We start from the raw sequence: 21825 nt of genomic DNA, 5'->3' as shown, positions 1-21825 counted from the left end.
CTGGAATGGACATTTATTCTATTTCAAACCATTCCTATGCCTTTCTACTTGAGATACAACTAGGAGAGTAAATAACGATAACATAAGCCACCTTCTTTTTTAAAAAGTAAATTTTTGATTTTCATGCTTTAACTTAACTTCTTTTCCTATTGTTTTTAAAAGCAAGAAATACTAAATATAGCCCCACTCCAACTAAAATTACTTTTCCCTGCCATGTCCATTGCGTAACTTGGTAAACGGAATAAGCTTCAATTAATAAGGCTGGAACTTTCCCTAAGGTACTAGCCATAGCAAAAATAATAAATGAAACTTTGCCTATCGAACTAATAAAAGTAACTAATCCTGAAGGGACAAATGGTAATAGTCTTAAGGATAAAATTAAATAAAAAGCTTCTTTGCCCTGTTTCCAAAGTAACATTTTGGCCTTTGGATACTTTTCCACCGTTACAGTAGAGAGCTTTCTAAAGCCTTTTCTATAGAGTAAAAATGCGACAATTGCTCCAATTGCTTCTCCTGCAAATGAAATAAGCGTTCCCTGCCAGAACCCAAAGAATATGATGTTAGCTCCCGTTACAAAGAAGCTCGGGATGACACCAAAAACGGCAACTATGACATTTATCAAAATGCTCAATATGATAGCATAGTTTGAATATTCTTCAAAAAATAAAACTATATTTTCTTCCATAACTGCTCCTTAAAACTCGAATTAATTACGAATTAATTTGTCTTTTTGATTCCGTGTAGTTCCTTAGTTAATTGATTGTTTTGTTCAATTAATTTTGCTAATCTATTTTCTAAATCATGAAGCTCATTACTTGTTTTACTATCATTTTGACATTTACTTTTCTTTGCAGCTGAAATTGATCTCCAACAAAAATATAAGCATATCCCTTTTAGTATCACTATTAGTAACAGAAATGCACTCATAAGACCCCTCCTACAAAAGCTTATTTGTGTTTTAGGTCATTTACCTCATTTTGTAAAAGTTGATTTTGTCTTTCTATTCTCTCAATTTTTCTTTGAAGGTCTTCAACAGTAGGTGACTTGCTTTCATTTTCTCTGCTTAATTTATTTCCATTCTTTGAACAGCATCCTCCACCACTTTTTTTCATCAAAAACAACATACCTATTAAAATAATAATAAAGATAATATTTAGATAGTTAGATCCAAGCTCCATTTCATTTCTCCTTCCTAATTTAAGGTTTGAGTTTTATCTAGAGCGTTTCAACCGATCAATTTCTTCTAACAATTGCTCATTTTGCTTCATCAATTTATTCATATTCTCCTGTATTTTTTCAGTCTGAGCTTTGTCCTTTTGCAAATCGTTGTTTTTTGTTCCTTTCATAACGAAGTAAAGCAATCCTCCCATCATTAATGGACAGGCTAATAGGGCAAGAAACGCTAAATTATCCATAATTAAATTCCTCCTTAATGGCGCTAATAATCAATTATGAAACTCATTATAATTTTAAATTGTTATGAAAGTATGGAAAAAGGGTGAACAATATTTTGATTTGGGATACTGAGATATTTCTGGATTACCTTAACAATCTACAATTAGAACAAAATAACGAAAACAATGAATTATGAAGTTCATTAACTAACATAAACATCTTGCTATACAACATTTTGCAACCTAAATCCAACCATAAAAATATACAGGGCTTTGGGCACCGAATACCCGCAGGAGCTATAGAGGTTGGTGCCCTACCTAGTTTCAGATGATTTAAACCTGAGATTTTAATAGAAAAATGGGCAAAGTATGATCCTTTTCTAAACGATCCTGTAGAAGGAAAGTACCAGTTTAGCCTTGAACCTGGTAAATTTATAGGTCAATTGACGATAAATTAAAGCCATTACAAGCGTAAAGGTGGTATCTCTTATTTGAGATACCACCTTTACTAGTTTTCTTGGTGCTTATTTTTTACAAGAGCACTGCTTGTGACCATTTTCGCTACAGCAGCCCTTCCCTTTTCCACAACAACTGCTTTTAGTCTCTTTCTTAAAGATGACTTTGATGAAAGAGAAAGTCAAAATGAGTAGGACTACAATCACGAAAATGTTAATAGATGTCGATATAATTTCCATTTTTCACTACAACTCCTATCCAAAATGGTGTCTGACACCGTTCGTGGACAATTCCACTAATTTTTCCTTCTGGAATGGACATTAAATACTAAAACGGGATCTAATCTCATGTAAGTCGGATTTCGAACTTACCTATTAATGCACGCGGTGATCCATTGGTAATGAGAATAGATAGAAATTGATAATACCAAAGATGAGCATTAATAAGTAGAATGGCCATAGCTGTTTGAAGGACTTTTTCTTACCAATACGGTAAACTGCGTAGATTGATAACCAAGTACCTACAGCTACTAAAATAAATTGGAAGATCTGTACAGTTCCATCAGAAACTACTGCTAAATCTCCAGTCTTGTAAACTCCAAATAATCCAAGTGTATTGTAATACAATGCCTTCGTTTCAGTTAATAGATGGAACAAATTATGTCCTAAGTGACCAGCTAGGTCAATTGGAATGTACGCATAGCCAAAACGAATGAAGTTATCCTTCGTTGTTGTATCAAGATATGTCTTTGAACCTAATTTTGACGCATACCAAAGCATTGCAATTGGAATAATCATCGCGATAATAAAGGCGATTGTAAAGTTAACGTTGAAATTACTAGTTCTTGTAACAGTTCCGATTCCATTTAAAATCGTGTTCCAAACTTCTAACATCGTTACGTTTTGAACCAATACGATCCCCATAATAACCGCTGCTAAGAATGATTGCTCAAGCATTGGTTTCTTAATACCCCAAAGCTCCATTGTTGGTTTTCTTGGTGAAATTCGAATTGATTCATTCGGACAGTTTTTCACACAGTCCCCACAAAGGTTACATTCTGCACTATTGTCCATTGTTCTTACAAACTGAAACATGTTACAGGCTTCTGCCTTTTCGCTTCCTTTATAACAAGCTTGAGTTTTACAAGTTCGACAGATGTCTGGGTTTCCTCTTAACTCTAACATCCCAGCTCTTGAATAGTTTCCTGCTAATCCACCAAGGAAACAAAGTGACTTACAAAATGTTCTTCTTTCGTAAAAAACAGATGTCACGATAACCATTGTTAAAAGTAATAATAGTAAAATTCCTGACCCTCTTGGAGAATGCACCACTCCGAAAATATGGTCTGCCCAAGTAATCGCGATAAAGGTAATATCAATTAACCAAATACCATACTTTTTTAAAAACTTCGGCATCGGACTTTGACTACCAACTAACCGACGAACAATATCACTTATTTTCCCGAACGGACATACTGCACACCAAAACCGACCTACTAAGATGAATAAAATTGGAACAATCGGCCACCAAAGGACCCAAGTCATCGCAGTTCCCCAATTTCGGTGCGGATTAACTGTTCCTGTCATTAATTCAAAAACGATCAGACCAAAGAACGCCATTCCTAACCACTGAAAGATACCAGGATACCACTTACTTTTAATGAATTTATTGATGAATGGAATATCTAAGAAGTTAAACGGTTTTTTAGGGTTTGAAGATGGTAATTTTTTTTCTGGTAAGGCCATTATTTCACACCACTCTTTCTTTTCTTATTGATTTTGCGAACGGCTCCAAAGAGCATAAAGCCACCATTAATCGCGGCAAATGTACTTAAAAGCGGAATGTTGGCTCCAGTCTCTACATACTCGTGATCATGGTCATCATCCCCATGACCGTGATCGTCACCATCCCCGTGGTCATCCCCTTTGCCGTGGCCGTGATCGTCAGCCTCATCGTGACCATGGTCATCGCCTTCATCATGGCCATGATCGTCATCTTCACCGTGGCCATGACCGTCATCTTCGCCATGACCGTGGTCATCAGCTTCTTCACCATGCCCGTGATCGTCATCTTCGTCGTGGCCATGGTCGTCATCTTCATCATGACTGTGATCGTCGTCGTTTTCTTTCTTTGCTTCGGTTTTCTTCTCATCATCATGTGAATGTTTCCCGCCTTTTTCATCTGCAAAGACTTGCATAGGTAGTGTCAATAAAAGAATGAAAATAAAACCTGTAAAACTCTTAACCTGTTTTTCATTTCTTTTCCTCCAATTTGTTTTGTTTACAAGATAAAGATTAAAGGAAATTTATGAAGAAACATTTAAGAAAGTTTGTATATCTAGCAAATATCTGTGAACGAAATTTGCAGAAACTAAAAAAATGTAACGTCTATCACATTTTTACTAACAATTACTTATTCGAGTGAATTTCATAATTCATTTAGCATAAATTTACTAAGAAACTCCTTAAACAACAAAAAAAGCTTCCACAACATCAAATGACATTGAGGAAGCATGTAACTTGCTTATCCTTGAAGCAAATAGTAAAGAATAATAGAAACTAGTGTTAAAACCCAGATATAAAACCAAACCTTGGCAATTTCATATCTTGGTACACTAGGTGAGACAATAACCTTGGTTGTTTTCTTTCGATAGATCATTAAGATCACTACAACGAAAATCCCAGCTAGGCTCATGACGTGGCTTACGCTGATCAATCCGTAAAGAAGCGGATTATCCCTGAAGAACTCAACAATCCCTCTTATTGTCAAAAACCCTATTAAATAATGAAAAAACACCTGCCCATGGTAGGCTGTACTCTGTAACCTTAACCACAAGTAACCAAACAACAAGTAATTTAGAGTAAATTCATAGGCCTGAGCTGGATGTAACAATACTCCATCAACTCTAATTGCCCATAACGGATCACTCATGGTTGGTACTCCAAAAACATCACAACCTATTCTACTAATTCCTTGAGCTAAAATGATGAATGGTACAGCTATGTCCAATGTTCTCCAGATCGGAATTTCCTTTTTCTTTAAATACAAAATTCCAACTAGTAATCCTCCAAGTAGACCACCATGGATAGAAAGTCCACCATTATGGATGAGTATAATTTCTATTGGGTTAGATAAATAGTAGGTAGGATTATACACGAGGACATAAACTAATCGGGCACCAACTACTCCTCCTATAAATGATACCAGCACTACATCTAATAATACTTTTTCATTTAATCCTTTACTTTTAGCCACCTTTAGAAAAAGATACAAGCCTACTAACGTACCAACTGCTATCATCATACCGAACAAATAAATATTGATTGGTCCAACACTAAATAATGGTTCCACCCTAAATTCCCCCAAAGTTCAATTATGACTTAATGTTTACCAAGCTAGAAACGCTGCCCCTCCCCCTACTACCTTTAAAAATATAGCGCTTCCGGACTTTCTTAAAAATTTGTTTTAGGTTTATTTTAATACTAAATTGTCAGGAAAGTATGGAGTAGGAGTGAATATTTTATGTTAAATTTGTTTTATTTATGAGTAAACTTAAGTAGTCGTATAGGTTTTATGTAATTACTTAAACAAAAAATCCCAGAGAGTATCTCTCTGAGACTTTTCCTTATACAGATACAGCTTTTTTCAAATTTTCAAAGCCGTACCGATGAATAAATTTAGCTAATTTTTCACGCTTTCTGCCATTGTTTCGATACACTTCTAAAACAGCGTCAACCAAACGATATAATTCTTCTGGCTCTAGTTGATCTTTTAGCAATACCCCAGCGCGGGCATCTTCACCTTTGGCTTGACCCCCAACATACAGCTCATAGTGGTCATTACGCTTAATGACCCCAATATCGTTTATGAGAGGTTCGCCGCAAGCATTGGGACAACCCGTGTAAGCAGGACGTAACGTAAATGGTACTTCCTGACCTGCGATACGCTTATTCAATTCGATAGCTACAGGCATTCCTTCTTCATCTGCACCTTGGCAAAAGTTACAGGTCCGAAGGCTTTTAACATAAGGACCAACCTTGTAAACTGAGAAGCCAACTGCTTCTAAAGCTTTTTTTGCTGTCTCTACGTTCTCTTCTGCAACTTGAATAATCAACTGTTGAAAAGTGGTTAATTCAATTTCGGTATCTTCGTCTAGATAAGTGCCTAAGGCAACCAGTTGCTTTGGGGTTAGTTTTGCACCAAAGCCTATTCCTCCATTAACAGCTAATGAAACCATTTTTGTCGTGCTCATTTGTTTTTCCCCCATTCGTAGTTGATAGAACTAAATAGTGAAAATAATGAATGATGAAATTCATGACGTTAGTAATATTATTTGGCTCGAATACTTGGTTCTTCACGCTTTGCGTGAAGCTTTTGAGAATAAATAGGCAACTGGGACAAATAAATTTCTCCCAAAAAGGTTAAAGACGACCTAATACAACGAATTTAAGCACCCTTTTATTTTGAAAGTTTTTTGCTGATTAATAAAAAAACAGTAATCATCACAAACGCAATAAGTGCTAAAAACGGAATCGTAATAAACCCTAACCAGTTAATCCAGGCTACATCACAAGGAATACCTTGTGAGCAAGGTTTTACACTCGCAAACCCTGGCACTTTTTCCAATAAATAATGGTAAAACGAGATTGAACCTCCAACAATAGAAAAAGGTAAAGCGTATTTCGTAATTTTTAAATCATTTGTATAAGCAGCAATCCCTAAAATGACTGCTAAAGGATACATCGCAATCCGCTGATACCAGCAAAGTTGACAAGGAAGAAACATGCGAATTTCGCTAAAATATAAGCTTCCTAATGTAGCTACCACAGCTACAAACCAAGCAAAATAAAGGAACAACGCAGAACGAGAAACGGACATTAGTTCCCTAATCCCCCTTCAATTAGCTGTTTGATTAATTCATAATCAAACGGTTCTTCAACAAATGTTCCATTAATAATGATACTTGGTGTAAACGGAATATCTAATTCCTCAACTAGTTGATCATCAAGAAGGACTGCATCTTTGTAGGTCATATTTATGATATCTTGTTCAAGCAGTTCGAGATCAAGATGAGGAACTGCTTTTTTCGCAACCTCCATCACCTTTTCAACTGTGATCCATGGATCATCATGATTTTGGATCGATGGTTGTTCTTGATAAAGGGCTTTGTTAAACTCCCAGAACGCCTCAGGATCTTGATTCCAGACTGCCTCACCTGCTAATGATCCTAAAAACGATTCATCACCATGGAACAATACATTTACATATGAAAATGTAATCTTTCCAGTATCAACGAAGTCTTTTTTCAATAGAGGGAAGATCTGTTCGCCCCACATTTTACAAGCTGGGCATTTGTAGTCGGCAAACTCAACAACAGAAACAGAAGCATTTGGATCACCTATTGTTGGTTGATTTTCGATAGAAGGATGATTAACTAGAATTTTTCCATCAGTCGCTTGGTTTTGTTTACTATTTATAACGACGATCGCGCTTACTAAGATAATAATGACAACAGTGATTAATACTAATGGCTTCATCGGATTACTTTTTGCCTTTGACATTTTCCCACCCCATAGTGATTAAATATTATTTAACATAAGCTATTATACTACCAGAGGCAAATAAATGCATTGGAAGTTTCCTAGAGAATCAAACGAACTATAAATGAGAAAAGCGCAAGCCCCCTGGGTAGCCCCGACAAAAGCTACTGACCTCGTTCACAACATGTGCAACTTCTAGAGTTACTTCATGCGGCTTTGCCTCGAGGACCTTCTGGACCACAGAGGCAGCATTTAAGTGACGAAGGTTCTCGAGGGGCTGGGCGCCTGAAGCTAGACACAAAAAAAGACATAAATCACTTATGTCCTTTTCATCTATAATAATTTTTCTAGATAGGAGATGGTTTCTTGATCTGTATTGCTAGGGATTGAAAAACTTTGTTGGTATTTTTCTGGACCTTTTCCGGTTATCAGAACAGTGTCCACATGGTCGGCTGTGTCCCAAGCATATTTTATTGCTTCAGTCCTGTCTAAAATTACTTTACATTTATTCTTACCAACCTTTGAGATTAAGTTATTGATTTCAAAAACCATTTCTTGAAGATCTTCACCGTTTAAATCATCTAAGGTAATAATTACTTCATCACTAAGTTCGACAGATGTTTCAACCATTGTCATTCTTTTTAAACGATCACGTTTGCCACGAAAGCCAAAAATATGGAGAAGCCTGCCACTTGTCATATCTCGTGATGTATGCAAACAATGGGCAATTGCATCAGGGCTATGTGCGTAATCTACGATTAACTTAGCTTTTTCAGGGTGTTTATACTGTTCAAACCTACCTGGTACCCCGGTAAAGGTTTTCAAGGCTTCTGCAATAACAACTGGCTCGATCCCTATTCTTCGTGCTAATAAATACGCTTGCATCGTATTCCAAACGTTATGAATTCCTGGCAGTGGAGAACAGAGAGTATGTTTACGGAGACCTTCCCTTATTTGGAAGGTAGGCTTCTCTTGACTTTCCATGCTTAGCAATTGTAGATCATCATCCTCTTTTTCACCAAATGTCGAAGTTGTGATTCCCTCTGCCTTTAAACGTTCCTTTAATTTAATCCCCCACGGTGAATAACTTCCGATAATCGCTTCACCATTTTTTTTCAACATTTTGAAAAGCTGGGCTTTAGCGTTAAAGTAATTATCTAAATTACCATGATAATCGAGATGATCATGGCTTAAATTTGTAAAAAGTCCGTAATCAAATGACGTTCCTTCCAATCTATGTTGTACAATGCCATGGGAAGAAGCTTCCATCACAACATATCGATCATTGCTTTCAAATAATAATTTTTGCAACAAGGTAGAATCAGGGGTTGTATTAATTGCAGGTACCTTAGTATCGTTAACAGTATGCTCAACCGTTCCAAAAAGAGAACAGCTCTCACCAGCAAAACTAATGATATGTTTGATTAGATATGAGGTTGTCGTTTTTCCGTTAGTACCAGTAATACCGATTACTGTATGCTTTTTCGATGGGTACCCATAAAAGTTCGCAGCTAATAAACCAATCGCCTGGCGCGAGTTAGTCACTTGGAAATATGGTACTGAGAGATTACTCAAAGGCTTCTCCCCTACAACAGCAATGGCTCCTCTTTTTATCGCATCATCAATAAAGCGATGTCCATCAACAGCTGTTCCATCTATTGCTACAAAGATATTTCCTTCTTCTATCTGTTTTGAATTAGACTGCACCCCAGTATATGTAAAGTTACTAAAAGCTTTAACTAGGTCACTCAAGGTAATTGGTGTCATATAGTAACGTCCTTTGAAAAGATATAGATATATCTTCACCAAACGAAGCTAAAAATAAACAAAAACTATGCCGGCAGCAATTACCTTTAAATTAAAAAAACACCATTCCTCCTTCAACTAAGGGTTAGTTGAAAGAAAATGGTGTTTTTATTTATTTCTTGGCTTTGCCTCAATAATATACCGCTGCGGTGCATCACCAACATATTGAAACGGATAACATGTCGATAAAACCAAAACTTCCTCGTCTAAGTCGAAATTAATGACTGTTGTATCGTCAGCATCAACGATATACGTATTGACGATTTCGTACGAGAATGACCCATACTCCACATCAAGCTTAATTTCATCACCATGGAGAAGATTACCTAACCCTCGAAACACAGTATCTCTGTGCCCTGACAAAAGGATTTGCCCGTTTTCACCAGGATATTTCGTCCCAATATAATGGCCTACCCCTTTATTTAATTGCTCATCATCTGTTCCAACGATAATCGGAAGATCTTTTTCTAGCTTTGGAATACTAATGATTCCAATAATATCATTTAATTTAGGATTAAAAACTTTTGGGGTATTACGCTCATTACTTACAATTTCTTTAGCTTCTGAAAGAGTTTTGGTCACTTGTTTGTTTCCATCCCAAATTAATAGCCACTATAAGCCACAATACTAAGGCCTGCAAAAAGTAATAATCTTGTTAACCATTTTAATATCATAGTTACCCTCCGACCTAGTTTAGATAGTTATAGTATAAAGGACAACTTCATGGATGTGAAGTTCAATCTAATCTACCAGGGGAGCTTGATCGTTTATCGCGAAAATACCTCTAAGAAAGCCTCTTTAACTTTTGTAACCACGAAACCGCTACCGCCACGGTTTTCAATGTTGTCGACCATTAGCAAAACAAGTAATTCGGGATTGTCTGTATTCATAGCCACAAACCAACCTGTTTCTCGCCCTTTTTCACCTTGCACTTCTTTGTGTTCAGTCGTACCAGTTTTCCCGGCAAGAGGGATGTCTGCCATTTTTGCTTTTGCTGCAGTTCCTCGTGGATGATGAACGACATCCTTTAAACCTTCTAAAATATAGCTCGCGTTCTCAGGTGCTACTAACCCTTCTTTCCAATAGGAAAGTTCACGATCTGTTTTTAGTAAGGTAGGTTTTGGAATGGAACCTTCATTTACAAATGTCGTATATAGCAACGCCAAATGTAACGGTGATATAAGCATTTGCCCTTGTCCGTAACCGGTATCGGCAAGTCGCATTTCGGAATCTATTCTTTCATTGGCAATTTTTGATTTGGTTAATGGATATTCAAAAGGTAATGAATCATCAAAGCCAAATTCTCGCAAGCCAGCTTCAAGCTTTTCTATTCCAAGTTCGATGGCCATTTGCGCGAAATAAATGTTGTCGGAGTAGACTAGGGCATCTGTTAGATCGACATCGTGATTTGGGTCAGTAACTCGTCTGACACTATAATTTCCCCACGTTGAATCTTTTTGCCAGATATGACCTTCAATCGCTCTTTTCTCATTGGTATCCCATCCATCTTCTAAAGCAATCGCAGCAATCATCGGTTTAATCGTCGAACCTGGTGTAAACGTATGAGTAAAGCGATTAAGTAAAGGCTTTGCTGCATCCTCCAATAAGTCAGTACGCTCTTGTGAAGACATACCTAATACGAATTTGTTTGGATCATAGGTAGGACTACTGACCATTGAGAGTACTTCACCAGTTAACGGATGGAGCGCTACGGCCGTACCAACTTCGCCTTCTAGTTGCCTATATAAGGCTGTCTGTACCTTACTATCAATTGTTAAATAGATGTCCTCACCATTAGCTGCTGGTTTTTCAGCAACAACATCCTTTTCCACTCCTGCTTCCGTTTCGATCCAAATCTTCCCACCTAGTTCTCCTCTTAGTTTTTCTTCATAAATCAATTCAAGACCTGCTTTTCCAATCATCGAGTTCGCAGTATAACCTTTATCTTTATGCTTTTCTAGTTCCTCTGCTGTAATTTCCGCGAGGTAGCCTGTTAAATGTGCCGTTGCCTCATTGTAAGGATAGACTCTAGCTTTTTTCACTTGATAGGTGACTCCTGGAATATTCATCAGTTCTTCAAGTAATTGTGTATCATCTCTAGAAATCGCTTTTAGTGGCACAAATAGATCTGGTTTGACCCAAGACTGGTTTAGCTTTTTTCGATTTCTTCCACAGATAGTTGCAATAGATTACTAGCATCTTGAAGTGTTTTTTGCTCGTTTTCAGGAAGTCTATCTGGAACAATCCCCATATTAATGACTTCACCATTTACAGCTAGGCCAATATGGTTTCTATCAAAAATCTCTCCTCTAGTAGGATGCAGGGTACTAAGTCTTACTTTATCTCCTACCTCTAACGAATCGAAAATCATTGCTGGTGTCCAATTAAGGCGCCAATATTTTTCCTCTCCCGCTTCGGTTTCTTCAATCTCTAACGTCATTAAAACCTCTGATCGAAAAGAGACTGCACCAGCAAATGTATCCATTTTTTTATCATATGTAATAAGCTTTTCAGTTTCAGGTTCTTCTGGATCCACAGGAACTTCTTCTTCCACCATTTCCTCAACGAACATCGTTACTGTTAAATCCTTTGCACGGATATCCTCATAAATTTTTGCATTTCTCTCCAAAAATTCATTTTTAGCAAACAGTTCTTTTGCCTGTGTGGAAAGCAGTTCATACATCTTCTCATAATTCCCCGCTTCCCAATAGGCAGCATATTCTATAAATGCTTCTTCTGCTGTCGGTTCCTCTTCATTTTCTGCCGAACACCCTAATATGCTAATAATAAGTACTGAAAAAACGACGTAGCCAATCTTCTTAATCATTTGTATCCTCCTTTAAAATTAAGGCTCTTTTCGTAAACATTGTGGCTTTTTAACCTAAAATAATTGAAAAAAAACCACCTTAGATGAAGAAATCTCCAGTAGAATTAGTAAGAAAAGAGCAATGCTTACTAAATAAATAATGATATCTTAATATATATGTGTAAAAATCCGGCTTTTGGGATTTTTACGAAAGCAACAAACTTTACGAAAAAAACCAAATCAAAAAAAACAGATCACAACTTGAAGATATTTCCATTATACTAAACCATACCTTGATATTGAGAGTGAATTTAGGCTTTTCTATGGACAACTGAATGAATTTAAAAGCAAAATTATTATGAAAGTCACGAAACTATATTTGAACCATATTCTTTTTGACCTTAAATTATGAGTTAACCTTTTGGTTGGTGTGGCTGATTTATTAGAATTACGTAACTTAATCTACTAGTAAAAACTATAACTCTTTCTATCATTCCAACATTTAATAGAATAAATACCTGTAACTCTGGGTAAAATTAATAGAGAAAGAGGTGGTTATGTGAAAAAAACAACAATATTGATATTTTTGCTCTCATTTCTAGTTGGTTGTTCAAATGATCTAACACCACTCGATGAAAATGTAAAACAAACGGCTTCCATACAAACAAACCAATTAGACCCTTATCTACAGAAACAAAACGACACTTGGATAGATCGAATGGTTTTAGAACAAAACTCTCATTTTTCCTTCCGGGTAAAAGCTCGTGAAAACGAAGATTATGTTATTTTTGTTTTGGAAAGTGATCATTCATACCGGTTAGCTCTTCTAAAAGAGGGGGAAGATCAAGGACTCGTCGAAGAGGATATTGAGGTCTTTTTCCCGGATGAGAGCTTGGTTCTTTCTCGTTCATTCCAGCCTGAACAATTTCTTGTATTCATGCAGGCGGATCAAACAGGTCTTAACATGGCAGAATTGTTTTATGTCGCTGATGGCAGGATAGAATGGATAACAAAAAATACGAAACTATTTTTCTCAGATACAAATATCAAACTGATTAAGGAAAATACATTTCAAACGGTCAGTTATAATGGAGATGAGTGGAAATTTACGACTTGGGAATTGAAAAACAATAAATTGCATGATATTGATGCCACGCTTTACAACAATACTCATGATCCATACGGATTGCTGAAGGGCGAATATTGGTTTGAAATTTGGAACGAAACACCCGAAATGTTTTTAGCGTATCAAGACCTAGAGCTAACCAAGGGTTGGATAGCCGTTGCAGCTATGGGGCAAATGGTTGGAAGTCCAGTAGCTATCGGTGACTCGAAACAAAAGCTAGTCGAGGAACTAGGTCAACCATTTGAAGAAGGTTACTATGAAGGTGGGCCATACTTTGGCTACAGTAACTTCATGTTTATTTTTGATGAAGCAGAAAAAATAACTCACATTGCTATGAATGGCAATCGCATTAAAAAGACGTTAAATGAGGTAAAAGAAATAGTAGGTAAGCCAGATAAAGAAGGCTTTAATGAAATGACCGAAGAAGTATTTTTTCAATACACTGTCGGTAACTATCTTCTGAAGTTTAATGCCAACCCTCATGACGGGATGGTTGTAGATGTTTGGGTGTATGAAAGATAGAAAAAAGGCTCTCAACTATGAGAGCCTTTTTAATAATTTTAAATGAGATTTTAAAGATTGGGATAAATTGCTTGAACCATATCGCCTAATTCCCTCGCTTACTCGGTGAATGAACAGCCTCCATAAAGGTACGTGAAGAACCGCCGTGGCAATTTGAACAAGCACTTGTACTTGTAGGTAAATGGGCATTTATCGTCGATCCTGAAGCATTTTTTTCTGGTAACCCTACAGTTATACCATAAAGCTCAGTTTCGTTGTTATGACACGATAGGCATAGGGTTCTCTGGTTTAAGTTTGCATTTACCCCTGCATTTGGCCAGTTTTCTAAGATAGTACTACTTTCCGTATTATGACCAAGATCCTTCTTTATTAATTTACCATTATTCGCGTTATGGGTTTCATGACAATCAGCGCAAGGCATATTTCCATTTAATAAACTGCCATCCTTAACTTTATCCATTAGGATATAGTGACCGGAATTGGTATTTTTATAAAACTTTTCAATATCTGCAATTGCCTTATTTACACCTTTGTATTTCGCGGCGTAATCACTATTATGACAACGTAAGCACAGTTGGTAATCATCAGCTGACCCATAGTGATTTTTATCTTTTAAATCACTTGAACTTGTGTTCCGATTACGGTAGGTATATACCGCATACTGATTAGCATTTAGTTTTTCCCCTAAGTCATATTCATGGCATGACTCACATAGGCGTTCACTGCTGTCAATTTTCCCAACACCGTCTGCGTCTTTAACACCAGTATGATCAAAGACAAAGTGGTCTTTTAAAAGGTTTGGATTACTAGCGTGTGATTCTAAATGAACATTATGGCAGTTCCCACAGGATTGACTGACAACTGCTCCGTCCGCTTTTCGAACTACTTGTTTATTGTGATCTGATTTTTTCCCTTGGTGATTATTCATGTTACTAGCGACAGTCCCATCATGACAGGCCATACAGTATCCGTTAATAACATTAGGGATATTTGATGGATCTATCAAATTATTTGGATCGTCAATTAGTTCTAAGTTCCCTTGTTGCATTTTAGGCTGTGAAGCCATATGCGTACTATGACAAAGTTTACAAGTGTTTGTATTCTCTAAATAACCGCCATGTGGACTTCCTACACCCGAGTTATTTTTCGTAGTAAATGACCAGTTGCGTTGATGAATTAGATTTCCAGCCATATCAGTTATTTTTGGATTAATAACAACAAAATACTTTGTACTTGCTTTTAGATTATTATTGGGTGTAAATGTTAGAATTTTTGTTGCTTCATCATAAGTAACTTTTCCTGGGATTTTTGTAGAATTACCTCGCTCATATAATTCAATAGGATCCTTGGTAAGGATATTATTAATATCCAGGTTAGGATCAACTAGTTTAAGCGTAATTTTACTATTAAAATCTATACCTGTTGAATTATGTTTAGGAGTAAGATTAGCAGTTGAAACATACGGTCTTGTTTTGTCGTATATAAAGGAGAACTCTTTGGTTTCTCCTACATTTCCAGCATAATTTGTTACTTTAATGATAAAGGTATGATCACCTTCTACTAAATCATTTAACAAAAAAGAAAATACTCCATGATCATTTGCAACTACACTATGGATCTTTTTTTCAACTTCACCAATTACATGATATAAATCAACAGTATTCCCTATTTCAGTACTACCTTCGATAAGTGCCTTATTAACATACTCACCATTTTGTAATGGTCGACTAATTTCGACTGTTGGTACGGTGCGGTCTACTTTAAATGTAACATCATTTGAGATTAGCAATTCTGATCCCGTTACTGTTGCTTTGATTGTATATTCCCCTTCTGGAAATATGAAATTACCATTCACTTTTTCAGAAACATCAAAACTATGTTCCCAAGCTCCATCCACTAGTTGAATTGTTCTGGTTAACTCTTTGGAAAAAGAACCATTATCAGAAACAATAAGAGTTAACTTTTCCTCTGCCCCAACTACACTTTCCACTTCACCAGTTACCAATATCAACTCATTAAAGAATGATCCACCTAAAGGGTTTATAGTAATAACTTGTTGTTCCTCAACATTTTGTAAAACAACAATCCCGTTATTCCCTGTTTGTTCCGGATCATTTTCTCTTTCAGTTGGCTCTACTTCATTACCCCAAGCAACTATTGTTGTGGGTGCCAATGGATTGATATATAATAATATAGTAAAACAAAGAAATAACACGAGGCTTTTTCGTATTTCCCTTTTTTGCAACATCTTGAATCACCCTTTAATGTTTTGATTACCTACTAAAACAATATAGTTGTGACATTTCTTACAGCATATCGTTTCATATTGTATTATTATGGGTATTATAATAAGTGACTAAAGTACAAAACATCACGATCCATACTTTAGTCACTCGGTATTATATTGCTTAGGCTATCAATTAGTTGCTGCTAATTGGTAGTCTTTTTATCTTCCAGCTGGCATACCAGTTTTTGGACGGTCATTTGTAACTTTACCATCATGTACTACATTTGTAGCTTTTGATGAGTTGTGACAAGCCCAACAACTAGAACTTCCAACAAACTTCTTAAGTGAAGAGTTTGTATCATTCATATGGCTTTGTGCTTGTTGTAAAGTTAAGCCACGATCTCTTTGTAGTGAGAATACACTATTACCATTAGCATCAATCATTAAGTTAGCATCTGTACCATGTGCGTAGTGACAACGAACACATGTGTAAGAAGAACTGTTTGTTGTATGACCATAGAAAGACTCTCCGCTATGAACACTTGTGCTTCCACCAGACTTAACTAAGTAATCTGAATGACAGCTTGAGCAAAACTCAGATAATTGAATACCAGCCATGTTAGGAACCGTTGCTCCATTCACAACTTTTGTACTTTGCCAGTACTCCGACTTATTAGCTGGTGCTTCAACATAATATGCACGTTCTACATCAACTTTTGCAATATTGTTAATTCCAGCACCTGTAATGTTTGGAACCAATCCAGGTACATGGTTTGTAGTAGCATTATTGATATTAGCGTTTATCGTAACATCAGCCGTAACTGTTGTACCAATTGCAGTTTTTGGTGTAACTTTCATCCAAGGAGATTTGTCTTCAACCCAGTAAGTTGTGTATTGACCCTTGTTAGAGATTTGTACTTTTCTCTTTAAAGTTAATTTTCCTTCAACATTATGGAATACAAACTCTGGACCGTTGTTATCGATCGTAGTTACCACAGGAACATCCTTTAATGCTCTACCGCCTTGTTCTACTGGTACACTCACCATTCCATTTGGATTATTAGAAAGGTATCTACCTACTTTGCTACTATAAGATCCATGAGCATTATGACAGCTATCACAAGAGAAAGTTCCTTGCCAGTTACCAGGTGCATCCGGGTTAGTTGTTCCACCTGGTGCAGCACTGATTTTAACTACAGAACTTGATAAGTGGGCACTCATACTGCTTGAAGCTCCAGCAAATGTACCTGTTACTCTTGCAGTATGACCTGCAGCATTTGGACTGTTTTCATTGAAAACTGACTCCGTTGCAGTACGGTTTACTGAACGGCTTCCTGTCGTACCATCATGACAACTCATACATGTTTGGTAGACATCATTTTTATTTAGTAATGACTTTGCATCTGCTTGGTGAGTATCATGACATCTAAAGCATGTGTTTGTATTTTCAGTGAAACCGCCATGCAATGCAAAACTTGGTGTTGCAAAAAACGCTAACGCAAACAATAAAAAGAATAAACTAATTACAACTTTCTTCATGGTTTCCCCTCCTTGATTTTTTTCCTATAGTTTGTAATCTTTCTATACAGATGCTTTTGTTCACCACCTCCTCAAATTACTTAGTATTGTTTCATTATGTTTCTTATAGAATGTAAGGTCTCGAAAGCGCCTTACCTGAAAACAGAAATTCTAAGATTTAGGGTATCTGTTACATACACATTATCTTTACTGTCAATAAACAAACCATTTGGTAAGTACAGTTTACCTGGTTCTTGACCATTACCACCAACGGAATATAAATGGTTTCCTTCTAGATCATAAACCTCTACATAGTCGGTCATATTACTGACAACATAAAGCTTTCCTTTGCTGTCAATTCCAATTCCCCTTGGATTAACCAAACGTCCATCATTATATCCTGGTGTTTGTTCCCCAATTCCACGTAGGAACGTCCCTTCCTTATCAAAAAGCTGAATTCTATGATTAACAGTATCAACAACATAAATGTTACCATCTTTATCAACAGTGACTGCATTTGGTGCTGATAATTGACCATCTTCACTTCCTGGTTCACCGACTTCAAGAAGTAAATCACCAGCTAAAGTAAAGACAAATACTTTGTGCGCTTCAACGTCTGTAATGTACACCTTTTCATCGATAATACGTAAGCCTGCTGGTGATTTGAATGTACCGTTTTCAGTGTACTCTTCAGCAAAGTACTTAATAAACTTTCCTTGCTCATCAAAAATTGAAACTTTACTATGGTACATATCCGCAACATAAATATTCCCACTAGTATCTACAGAAATTCCATATGGAAACTCGAATTGCCCAGGATCATAGCCCATTTCACCAAAACTAAATAATTGTTCACCTTTTAAGTTAAAAACATGAACCTTTTGATTATTTGTATCCGTTACATACATATTTTCAGCTGTAACAAAAACATCCATTGGTCTACCGATTGGATCTTTATAGCTAGCATAAACTTGACTTGCTGGTTTCGTTTCTGAACTTTGATTTACCGTATTAACACCGGTTGGTAATGCTTGAGCTTGGTTTGAAAAGATAAATCCAAATACACCCGCATTAATTACGACAATTGATGCCATTAGGATATATACCGCTAGTCTATTCATCTTTATCACCTACATTTTTGAGTTCTTTTTGAACACGCTCTAAAGCATCGATTGCCTTTTGGAATAGAGGATCATAATTTAATACATCCTTAAAGATCTCACTAGCATTCTCGTAATCACCCATATCTTCGGCAACTAGACCAATTTGAAAGATAATATTAGCGTTAGCTGGTGCAAGACGATTGGCTTCTTGAAATGAAGCAATTGCTGCATCATACATGTTGAGATGACGCTGAGCTATCCCCATTTGTAGGTGACCTTTAAAATCAGCTGGTGCAATTTGAACTGTTTTATTAAACATTGACAAAGCTTCGTAGTATTTCTTTTCGTCTAGGTAGACAAAACCAAGATTGTAATATGCGTCAAAATAATTCTCGTCGATATCTATGACATATTTAAACTCGTTAACCGCTTGGTTGTTGTTGCCTTTTAGAAAGTGCGTGTATCCTAACACAATACGATCCTCTAAGTTTGCCGGATCATTATTTACCTTTTCTTGGTAAAACTCTAATTGTTCATTAATCCTTTTCATGTCTTCACTATTCCAAAAGTAGATATTTCCTAATGCCACCCCTCCACCGGTGCTAAATAATAGAGTAATTGTTAATAGTCCGATGGTTTGCAGAATAGTAAACTTCTTTTTGAAGTGTGACTGTTTTTCAGTTTCGTTATATCTAGTATTCTTCGTTTCAATTTCAGGATCTTTTTTTCTATGACTGTCTTGTGCCATACTAATTCCCCTCCCGATTAATCTTTTCTATTCGCATCGACGTGACATGAGGTACAAGTTTCTTCAACATGACAACTTAAGCATGTACGTTCAAATTTCTGTGTTGCTGATAAAGGTGTTGGATGTCTTTGCTCCCAGTTTGGATTGTGTCCACTAGGGTGGCAGGATGCACAAGTAATATTTGAAATTGTATTCTGTGTGTAACGATCATTCTCATGACAAGTTAAACATTGTTGCTCATTCTCGCTCACACGTTTACCATGATTTAAAAAGTAAGTGGCACTTTTATGACTCTCTGGACGTTCACTGTGACAATCTGAACAGAAAGTATTTTGTTTCGCATACTGCTGGACCGTCATACTCTTATCAACTGGATCAGTGGTTAAAAACTTTGTATATGATTTCTGCTCTTGAAGCTCTTTAATCTTCTTTTCAGACATATAGGAATGACAGCTATCACATGATAAAAGGTCTTTCTCCGCTAAACTTCCATGTTGTTTAGTAACAAAATCCTTTTCTTTATGATCTGTTGGAAGCATTCCAGTTGTATGGCACGTTTCACAAGTTAAAGGTGCCTGTTTCAGTTCATGACAGTCCATACATTTTTCCATTTGTGGCTTCACGTATTTAGTATCTGTCATAAAATGATTAGCTAAATCTTCATCCCAAAGATCAAAATCAGTTCTATATGTGACTCGATTTTCAGAAACTTTCCCATGTGCTACACCAGCATGACAGGTAACACAAAAAACTTCTTTCTCGTCATGTATCAGATGATCAACAATAATATCCCCTGATGCTGAGACATCTCTTGTTCCCATGTTGTGACACTTCTGACAGTTTTCATTCGGTATCAATTCTTTCATCCTGATTGGTGTACCATAAGAATCAGTAACCATGTGGTACAGTTCATATAGACCACCGATTTTCGCCTCGATCTTCCCTTCGATACCTGATTTAATATGACAGTCCTTACAATCAATCGAACTATGAGAAGAAGCTTCCCATGTCAGTGCTTGTGGAGTCATCATATGGCAGCTTGAACAAAAAGAGTTTGTTGATGTTGCGTTAACACCTATATTTACCGATAGAGCCAAACCGATGACTATAATAAGTGCAATTGTAGCAACTTTAATTCTTTTAAGACTTTGCCTATATTTGTCGTCACCTTGTAATTCTTCACGTTGTTTTCTTTCTTGCTCCTGATCTTTATCCAATGTGTCGTCACCTCGCTTTAATACTTTGCATCTACCAAACGTTGGTAATATCGGTAGAATGAACAACAAGTTTCCATGGTTTCATTTTGTATTTACTATGAGGTAGTGGAAATTATCGTACTAATTTAGTATCACCTTATCTTTCGGTGTATCCAGGTATTTTTTCACTATGGCAGGTAAAGCAGAATGGAGTATTGCGAGATTCACTTTCCGCAATCTTCTCATCTGGTATATATGTCTTTAAATCTACTTTATCTGGGTCTAGTAACTGCTCCATCGTTTGAGGTCGTACTCTTCTAATCCATTTCTCTTCCTGATGACAGGTAATACACTGATCTAACTCTTCAATTGCATTGGCTTTATGATTTTCATTCCAATCTACTTGTTTGTGATGCGTTGGAGTAGTTACTTCCATGTGACATGTCTGACATTCCATTGAAATTTCTACGTCCCCGACTTGCTTTGCCACTACCTTCAAAATTTGGTTAGATGGAATTGCTTCATATGACTCATCCAAATAATTAGGCGGGATTGTTACTGCGTAATGCTTATCCGTCCAAGGCTCTAACCTTCATTGTACTGTTGGTGGCATTCGATACATGTTCCCATGTTCGGTCTAACGTAATCCAAGGTAACTAGTGCTTCTGCATTTTCCATTTCCCAATAATCAAATAGGTCATTTGTATTTAACCCACGTTCTACAACCTTGGCGTGAGCGATTCCGCTATGGCATGTAACGCAACTGATGTCTTTGTTCACGTGTTTGTCATGCGCCACAATTAAATCTCCTGTTGGTGTTACATCACGGTTTTCTGAATGGCATCTTAAGCAAACAACATCTCTCACTTCGTGTTTCACATGAATTGGGTTAGGCTGCGTTCTTGTTACATGGCGATAAACCTCTTTTAGCGCCATGACCTTTCCCTTCATTGTTTGCGGCAATCCTGGTTCAATATGACATTTTACACATTTCAATTCACTATGTGTTGTTGAATAGTGCGTAACGTTTTCTGGCGCCATTTCATGACAGGTGTTACAAAACGATTGCGTCGACGTTACCGCGAGTGCCCCATATGTAGAAAAGGCAATCCCGAAAAATGCAATAATTAGAACAAGCAGCAGCTTCCATCTATTTATTGGGTCTATCCAGTTAATTGATCTGAACCAACTCCACGTTCTTTTTAAAACACTTTTTTTCTTACTCCCCATCTTCTCGTCATTTCCCACGGTTGTGTTCACCTCACTCAAACTTTACTTCCTACAAAAACCGTTAGTGGTTACTTACCTTCTTTCTACTCTTATACTAATCCATAATTGTGGTATGAAGTGGTGAAAAATATGTGAACTGTGTATTTGTGTGTG

The 21825-nt window shown here is 36.7% G+C and carries 22 protein-coding genes; 2 read left to right on the top strand and 20 right to left on the bottom strand.

All coding sequences use genetic code 11. From position 1 onward, the window contains the following. Window positions 1-133 precede the first annotated feature (133 nt). The 5 genes from H1D32_RS08245 to H1D32_RS08225 form a co-directional block, all read right to left on the bottom strand. Window positions 134-685, bottom strand: coding sequence for a TVP38/TMEM64 family protein (locus H1D32_RS08245; RefSeq protein WP_261177802.1), 552 nt, complete (start codon window positions 683-685; stop codon window positions 134-136). A gap of 32 nt (window positions 686-717) precedes the next feature. Next, the gene (locus H1D32_RS08240; RefSeq protein ID WP_261177801.1) at window positions 718-927 is read right to left on the bottom strand and encodes a hypothetical protein; all 210 of its coding nucleotides are present in this window, start codon (window positions 925-927) and stop codon (window positions 718-720) included. A gap of 20 nt (window positions 928-947) precedes the next feature. Further along, the gene (locus tag H1D32_RS08235; RefSeq protein ID WP_261177800.1) at window positions 948-1178 is read right to left on the bottom strand and encodes a hypothetical protein; all 231 of its coding nucleotides are present in this window, start codon (window positions 1176-1178) and stop codon (window positions 948-950) included. A 33-nt stretch (window positions 1179-1211) separates the two neighbouring features. Continuing rightward, entirely contained in the window at window positions 1212-1415 is a 204-nt protein-coding gene (locus tag H1D32_RS08230; protein WP_261177799.1) for a hypothetical protein, read from the bottom strand. A gap of 809 nt (window positions 1416-2224) precedes the next feature. Beyond that, window positions 2225-3595 (bottom strand): 4Fe-4S binding protein, encoded by a 1371-nt coding sequence (locus H1D32_RS08225; RefSeq protein WP_261177798.1) that lies wholly within the window; start codon window positions 3593-3595, stop codon window positions 2225-2227. Window positions 3596-3738: 143 nt separating this feature from the next. Here H1D32_RS08225 and H1D32_RS08220 point away from each other — a divergent pair, with 143 nt between their 5' ends. Continuing rightward, window positions 3739-4011, top strand: a complete 273-nt coding sequence (locus tag H1D32_RS08220; protein ID WP_261177797.1) for a hypothetical protein — start codon at window positions 3739-3741, stop codon at window positions 4009-4011. 362 nt (window positions 4012-4373) lie between these two features. Here H1D32_RS08220 and lgt read toward each other — a convergent pair whose 3' ends face one another. The 8 genes from lgt to H1D32_RS08180 all read right to left on the bottom strand — a co-directional run bounded on the left by lgt (window position 4374) and on the right by H1D32_RS08180 (window position 12023). Beyond that, the gene (lgt, locus tag H1D32_RS08215; RefSeq protein WP_261177796.1) at window positions 4374-5201 is read right to left on the bottom strand and encodes a prolipoprotein diacylglyceryl transferase; all 828 of its coding nucleotides are present in this window, start codon (window positions 5199-5201) and stop codon (window positions 4374-4376) included. A gap of 274 nt (window positions 5202-5475) precedes the next feature. Beyond that, the gene (locus tag H1D32_RS08210) at window positions 5476-6102 is read right to left on the bottom strand and encodes an NAD(P)/FAD-dependent oxidoreductase (protein WP_261177795.1); all 627 of its coding nucleotides are present in this window, start codon (window positions 6100-6102) and stop codon (window positions 5476-5478) included. 206 nt (window positions 6103-6308) lie between these two features. After that, on the bottom strand, window positions 6309-6728 hold the full coding sequence (locus H1D32_RS08205; protein ID WP_261177794.1) for a disulfide oxidoreductase: 420 nt from the start codon (window positions 6726-6728) through the stop codon (window positions 6309-6311). Next, on the bottom strand, window positions 6728-7411 hold the full coding sequence (locus tag H1D32_RS08200) for a DsbA family protein (RefSeq protein ID WP_261177793.1): 684 nt from the start codon (window positions 7409-7411) through the stop codon (window positions 6728-6730). The genes H1D32_RS08205 and H1D32_RS08200 overlap by 1 nt, the downstream gene beginning before the upstream one ends. 312 nt (window positions 7412-7723) lie before the next feature. Beyond that, window positions 7724-9157 carry a UDP-N-acetylmuramoyl-L-alanyl-D-glutamate--2,6-diaminopimelate ligase gene (locus H1D32_RS08195; protein WP_261177792.1) on the bottom strand — a complete coding sequence of 478 codons (1434 nt, stop codon included), beginning with the start codon at window positions 9155-9157 and terminating at the stop codon, window positions 7724-7726. Window positions 9158-9304: 147 nt separating this feature from the next. Then, a complete protein-coding gene (locus tag H1D32_RS08190) occupies window positions 9305-9778 on the bottom strand; it encodes a class D sortase (protein ID WP_314733375.1) in 474 nt (157 codons plus the stop codon). A 185-nt stretch (window positions 9779-9963) separates the two neighbouring features. Next, window positions 9964-11316 carry a penicillin-binding transpeptidase domain-containing protein gene (locus H1D32_RS08185; protein WP_261177791.1) on the bottom strand — a complete coding sequence of 451 codons (1353 nt, stop codon included), beginning with the start codon at window positions 11314-11316 and terminating at the stop codon, window positions 9964-9966. Between the two features lie 29 nt (window positions 11317-11345). Then, on the bottom strand, window positions 11346-12023 hold the full coding sequence (locus H1D32_RS08180) for an NTF2-like N-terminal transpeptidase domain-containing protein (protein ID WP_261177790.1): 678 nt from the start codon (window positions 12021-12023) through the stop codon (window positions 11346-11348). A 538-nt stretch (window positions 12024-12561) separates the two neighbouring features. Between H1D32_RS08180 and H1D32_RS08175 the strand changes: the two genes are divergently transcribed. After that, entirely contained in the window at window positions 12562-13650 is a 1089-nt protein-coding gene (locus H1D32_RS08175) for a YjgB family protein (protein WP_261177789.1), read from the top strand. An 85-nt stretch (window positions 13651-13735) separates the two neighbouring features. On the opposite strand, the gene H1D32_RS08170 is transcribed toward H1D32_RS08175, so the two are convergent. The 7 genes from H1D32_RS08170 to H1D32_RS08140 form a co-directional block, all read right to left on the bottom strand. After that, a complete protein-coding gene (locus tag H1D32_RS08170; RefSeq protein ID WP_261177788.1) occupies window positions 13736-15898 on the bottom strand; it encodes an Ig-like domain-containing protein in 2163 nt (720 codons plus the stop codon). A 198-nt stretch (window positions 15899-16096) separates the two neighbouring features. Then, window positions 16097-17416 carry a cytochrome c3 family protein gene (locus tag H1D32_RS08165; RefSeq protein WP_261177787.1) on the bottom strand — a complete coding sequence of 440 codons (1320 nt, stop codon included), beginning with the start codon at window positions 17414-17416 and terminating at the stop codon, window positions 16097-16099. A gap of 131 nt (window positions 17417-17547) precedes the next feature. Next, complete coding sequence (locus tag H1D32_RS08160; protein WP_261177786.1) at window positions 17548-18516, bottom strand: 6-bladed beta-propeller; 969 nt, start codon at window positions 18514-18516, stop codon at window positions 17548-17550. After that, a complete protein-coding gene (locus H1D32_RS08155) occupies window positions 18509-19246 on the bottom strand; it encodes a tetratricopeptide repeat protein (protein WP_261177785.1) in 738 nt (245 codons plus the stop codon). The genes H1D32_RS08160 and H1D32_RS08155 overlap by 8 nt, the downstream gene beginning before the upstream one ends. 17 nt (window positions 19247-19263) lie before the next feature. Continuing rightward, on the bottom strand, window positions 19264-20463 hold the full coding sequence (locus H1D32_RS08150) for a NapC/NirT family cytochrome c (protein WP_261177784.1): 1200 nt from the start codon (window positions 20461-20463) through the stop codon (window positions 19264-19266). Window positions 20464-20599: 136 nt separating this feature from the next. Further along, window positions 20600-20932, bottom strand: coding sequence for a hypothetical protein (locus H1D32_RS08145; RefSeq protein ID WP_261177783.1), 333 nt, complete (start codon window positions 20930-20932; stop codon window positions 20600-20602). A 95-nt stretch (window positions 20933-21027) separates the two neighbouring features. Continuing rightward, window positions 21028-21702 carry a cytochrome c3 family protein gene (locus H1D32_RS08140; RefSeq protein WP_261177846.1) on the bottom strand — a complete coding sequence of 225 codons (675 nt, stop codon included), beginning with the start codon at window positions 21700-21702 and terminating at the stop codon, window positions 21028-21030. Window positions 21703-21825: the final 123 nt, after the last annotated feature.

The sequence above is a fragment of the Anaerobacillus sp. CMMVII genome (assembly GCF_025377685.1).
Lineage (GTDB): Bacteria > Bacillota > Bacilli > Bacillales > Anaerobacillaceae > Anaerobacillus.
The sequence above is the reverse complement of the archived record's forward strand: the minus strand, read 5'-3'. Positions and strand labels throughout refer to the sequence as shown.

What these genes read in the sequence shown, in the direction of transcription:
- H1D32_RS08245 (WP_261177802.1), bottom strand. Translation starts at nt 685, where the DNA reads ATGGAAGAAAATATAGTTTTATTTTTTGAAGAATATTCAAACTATGCT.
- H1D32_RS08240 (WP_261177801.1), bottom strand. Translation starts at nt 927, where the DNA reads ATGAGTGCATTTCTGTTACTAATAGTGATACTAAAAGGGATATGCTTA.
- H1D32_RS08235 (WP_261177800.1), bottom strand. Translation starts at nt 1,178, where the DNA reads ATGGAGCTTGGATCTAACTATCTAAATATTATCTTTATTATTATTTTA.
- H1D32_RS08230 (WP_261177799.1), bottom strand. Translation starts at nt 1,415, where the DNA reads ATGGATAATTTAGCGTTTCTTGCCCTATTAGCCTGTCCATTAATGATG.
- H1D32_RS08225 (WP_261177798.1), bottom strand. Translation starts at nt 3,595, where the DNA reads ATGGCCTTACCAGAAAAAAAATTACCATCTTCAAACCCTAAAAAACCG.
- H1D32_RS08220 (WP_261177797.1), top strand. Translation starts at nt 3,739, where the DNA reads ATGACCGTGATCGTCACCATCCCCGTGGTCATCCCCTTTGCCGTGGCC.
- H1D32_RS08210 (WP_261177795.1), bottom strand. Translation starts at nt 6,102, where the DNA reads ATGAGCACGACAAAAATGGTTTCATTAGCTGTTAATGGAGGAATAGGC.
- H1D32_RS08205 (WP_261177794.1), bottom strand. Translation starts at nt 6,728, where the DNA reads ATGTCCGTTTCTCGTTCTGCGTTGTTCCTTTATTTTGCTTGGTTTGTA.
- H1D32_RS08200 (WP_261177793.1), bottom strand. Translation starts at nt 7,411, where the DNA reads ATGTCAAAGGCAAAAAGTAATCCGATGAAGCCATTAGTATTAATCACT.
- H1D32_RS08195 (WP_261177792.1), bottom strand. Translation starts at nt 9,157, where the DNA reads ATGACACCAATTACCTTGAGTGACCTAGTTAAAGCTTTTAGTAACTTT.
- H1D32_RS08180 (WP_261177790.1), bottom strand. Translation starts at nt 12,023, where the DNA reads ATGATTAAGAAGATTGGCTACGTCGTTTTTTCAGTACTTATTATTAGC.
- H1D32_RS08170 (WP_261177788.1), bottom strand. Translation starts at nt 15,898, where the DNA reads ATGTTGCAAAAAAGGGAAATACGAAAAAGCCTCGTGTTATTTCTTTGT.
- H1D32_RS08165 (WP_261177787.1), bottom strand. Translation starts at nt 17,416, where the DNA reads ATGAAGAAAGTTGTAATTAGTTTATTCTTTTTATTGTTTGCGTTAGCG.
- H1D32_RS08160 (WP_261177786.1), bottom strand. Translation starts at nt 18,516, where the DNA reads ATGAATAGACTAGCGGTATATATCCTAATGGCATCAATTGTCGTAATT.
- H1D32_RS08155 (WP_261177785.1), bottom strand. Translation starts at nt 19,246, where the DNA reads ATGGCACAAGACAGTCATAGAAAAAAAGATCCTGAAATTGAAACGAAG.